Below are 3625 nucleotides of genomic sequence, written 5' to 3'. Positions count from 1 at the left end.
GGCACCGGATATCCCACCGGGCGCGACCATGGTCTATAACGTACGCATCCTGGATGTGATACCGGCCTCCGTAGGCATGACTCCGCGTTTGGTACGGATCAGCAATTGCTGCTTCAGTTCCCCTTCCAGGGTGGCAACTTGCTGGCTCAGCGCGGGCTGCGCAATATGCAACACTTCCGCTGCCTGAGTCAGGCTGCCGATATCGACGATCTTTACGAAATACTTCAAGCGTCTGAAATTCATCGTGGCTCCTACCTGCGGTTAACTGCATTCAATATCAACTACAGCAAAAAACGGGCCAGGCAGAACATTCGGTTGGTTATCAATCTAAGTGATTAAAAAATAATGAAAGGTAACGAAAAGGCGGGACTGGATGAAGGGGTAAAGCCTGGTTCTGCACCACGCTGGAGCATTAACAGTCCCCAGCGTGGTTCAGCTAAAAAAGCAACAACCCCGCCTAACGTCTGGCGGGGTTGTTATTGGGTTACTGAGCTTTTTGCTCGGCGGACGGTATCACATCCAGGATGCGTACGTTATAGACCATGGTCGCGCCCGGTGGGATATCCGGTGCCATGCCTTTGTCGCCGTAGGCCAGTTCAGGTGGTACCACCAGGGTCATGTTACCGTGGTTCTTCAGCTTACCTAGCGCTTCGCGGAACAGCGGTGGGTAGGCGCTCAGCGGCTGCGAGATTGAAGTGCCAGCCAGATCCATATCCTTGATCACCTGACCATCGGTCAAGCTCTCTTTAACCACCACGGCGACGGTATCACCCTCACCAATCACGCTGTCGCCAACATAGTCGATGCGGTAATAGAAGCCTTGCTTAGACTGCACGACGCGTGGCTGCTTTTTGAACTTATCGATATAGCCGGTGCCTTGCTTTTCGTTCTGCTGTTTGATCTTTTTATGCTGATTGTTCAGCTCCAACTCGCTTTCATACAAGGCTTTGGCAATCTGTTCTTTAGCCAATTTGGTCTGGCCGTTGATCACATCGGTTACCCCTGCCAGCGCCAGTTGACGGTTCACGTCTACACCCTGAGTCTTTTTGCTGTTGAGCAATTCCAGGATATCGTTACCCAACGCGGTACCGATCGCATAATCGCGTTTTTCCACCTGCGTTTTAGGCTCCACGACCACGGACGTGCCAGCCGTTTGCTGTTTCTCGGCTGCTGTCAGCTTTTGCTGCAACTGGGCGAGATCCTGCACCTTCTGCTCATTGTCTTTGGTTTGTGCCGCTAACTGCTCTTGCAGCTTGGCACTCTCCTGCTGACTAGCTTGCTGCAACTGAGCGATCTGCTGCGCTTTCTGTTCGCTGTCTTTGGTCTGAGCCGCTAACTGCTCTTGCAGCTTGGCACTCTCCTGCTGACTAGCCTGCTGCAACTGAGCGATCTGCTGCGCTTTCTGTTCGCTGTCTTTGGTCTGAGCCGCTAACTGCTCTTGCAGCTTGGCACTCTCCTGCTGACTAGTTTGCTGCAACTGAGCGATCTGCTGCGCTTTCTGTTCGCTGTCTTTGGTCTGAACCGCTAACTGCTCTTGCAGCTTGGCAGTTTCCTGCTGACCCGTCTTCTGCAACTGAGCAAGCTGCTGTGCTTTCTGATCGTTGTCTTTGGTTTGAGCCGCTAACTGCTCTTGCAGCTTGGCAGTTTCCTGCTGACTCGCCTGCTGCAACTGAGCGATCTGCTGTGCTTTCTGCTCGCTATCTTTAGTCTGCGTTGCCAATTGCTCTTGCAGCTTGGCATTCGACTGCTGACTCGCCTGCTGCAATTGAGCGATCTGCTGCGCTTTCTGCTCACTGTCTTTGGTCTGAGCGGCTAACTGCTCCTGCAACTTCGCCAATTCCTGCTGGCTTTGCTGCAATTGTTTAACCTGCTGAGCTTTCTGATCGTTATCTTTGCCATAAACCGTCAACTGTTCTTGCAGCTGCTTGATCTGCTGCGCTTTCTGTTCACTGTCTTTGGTCTGCACGGTCAGTTGATCTTGCAGTTTCGCCAACGTCAGCAGCTCTTGCTGCAACTTCTTCATTTGCTGAGCCTGTTGCACGAAATCTTTGTTATTAAGCGCCAGCTGTTCCTGCAACTTGGCCAACTCTTGCTGGCCTTGCTGTAGCTGTTTCACCTGCTGAGCTTTCTGCTCGTTATCTTTACTGGACGCCGCCAGTTGCTCTTGCAGTTGTTTGATCTGCTTGAATTTCTGCTCGCTGTCCTTGGCCTGGGTTGCAAACAGTTCCTGCAGCTGGGCCAGTTCCTGTTGTTTTTGCTGCAGCTGTTGCGCTTTCTCTGCATCGGCTTTGGTTTGAGCAGTCAGTTGCTCTTGCAACTTGCTACTGGCCTGTTGCAGCTGCTTCACCTGCTCGGCTTTCTGCTCGCTGTCTTTGGTCTGGATAACTAGCTGTGACTGCAACTCTGCGACGGTTTGCTTATTTTGTTGCAGCTGCATCACTTGCTGCACTTTCTGCTCATTATCTTTGGTTTGCGCGGTCAACTGCTCCTGCAGCCTGGCGCTGGTCTGCTGCAGCTGCTTCACCTGTTCGGCTTTCATCTCACTGTCTTTGGTTTGGGCAGCCAGCTGCTCTTGCAGTTTTGCCAACGACTGTTGGTTTTGCTGCAATTGTTTTAGCTGCTGGGCTTTTTCATCATGACCCTGGGTTTGCTCAGTCAGTTGATCTTGCAATTTGGCGCTGGCCTGTTGCAGTTGCTTCACCTGTTCGGCTCTCTGCTCGCTGTCTTTGGTCTGGGCGGCCAGCTGTTCTTGCAGTTTCGCCATCGCCTGTTGGGTCTTTTGTTCGTTCTCTTTGCTGCGCGCCGCCAATTGATCTTGCAGCTGTGTTACCTGCAGAGCCTTCTGTTCACGCTCTTTGGTCTGGGCAGCCAACTGCTCTTGCAGCTTCGCCAACGCCTGCTGATTTTGCTGCAGCTGTGCAGCCAACTGTGCTTTTTCATCGTTGACTTTGGCTTGCGCCGTCAACTGCTCCTGCAACTTGGTGCTCGCCAGTTGCAGTTGCTTCACCTGTTCGGCTTTCTGCTCGCTGTCTTTGGACTGTGCGGCCAACTGTTCTTGCAGCTTCGCCATCGCCTGTTGGGTCTTTTGTTCGTTCTCTTTGCTGCGCGCCGCCAGTTGATCTTGCAGCTGTGTTACCTGCAAGGCCTTCTGTTCACGCTCTTTGGTCTGGGCAGCCAACTGTTCTTGCAGCTTCGCTAACGTCTGCTGGTTTTGCTGCAGCTGTGCAGCCAACTGCGCTTTTTCATCGTTAACTTTGGCTTGTGCCGTCAATTGCTCCTGCAACTTGGTGCTCGCCTGTTGCAACTGCTTCACCTGTTCGGCTTTCTGCTCGCTGTCTTTGGTCTGAGCAGCCAGTTGCTCCTGCAGTTTCGCTATTGCCTGCTGGGACTTGTGTTCATTCTCTTTGCTTCGTGCTGACAGCTGATCCTGCAGTTGGGCAATGGCCTGCTGATTCTGCTGTAACGTTTGCTGCAGTTGTTTGATCTGTTGCGCTTTTTGTTCGTTATCTTTGGTTTGCGCCGCCAACTGTTGCTGCAATTGCGAACTGGTGCGTTGATCCTGCTGTTGCAGCTTCATTTGCTGCATCTGCCGATCGCTTTCCTTGGCCTGTGCGGCAAGCTGCTG

Annotated in this window: 1 protein-coding gene and 1 pseudogene; both read right to left on the bottom strand. The window is 52.6% G+C overall.

The window, feature by feature from the left end; all coding sequences use genetic code 11:
* Positions 1–60 precede the first annotated feature (60 nt).
* A pseudogene (locus ACLQ7H_RS21980) lies at positions 61–243 on the bottom strand (LysR family transcriptional regulator); the annotation flags it as partial.
* Positions 244–484: 241 nt separating this feature from the next.
* Positions 485–3625, bottom strand: a 3141-nt coding sequence (locus ACLQ7H_RS21975) for an FKBP-type peptidyl-prolyl cis-trans isomerase N-terminal domain-containing protein (RefSeq protein ID WP_411754494.1), incomplete at its 5' end; no start/stop codon positions are given.

The sequence above is a fragment of the Serratia sp. (in: enterobacteria) genome, from assembly GCF_046715635.1.
Classification (GTDB): Bacteria; Pseudomonadota; Gammaproteobacteria; order Enterobacterales; family Enterobacteriaceae; genus Chania.
Note: the sequence above shows the minus strand (reverse complement) of the source record. Positions and strands in the feature narration are given on the sequence as shown.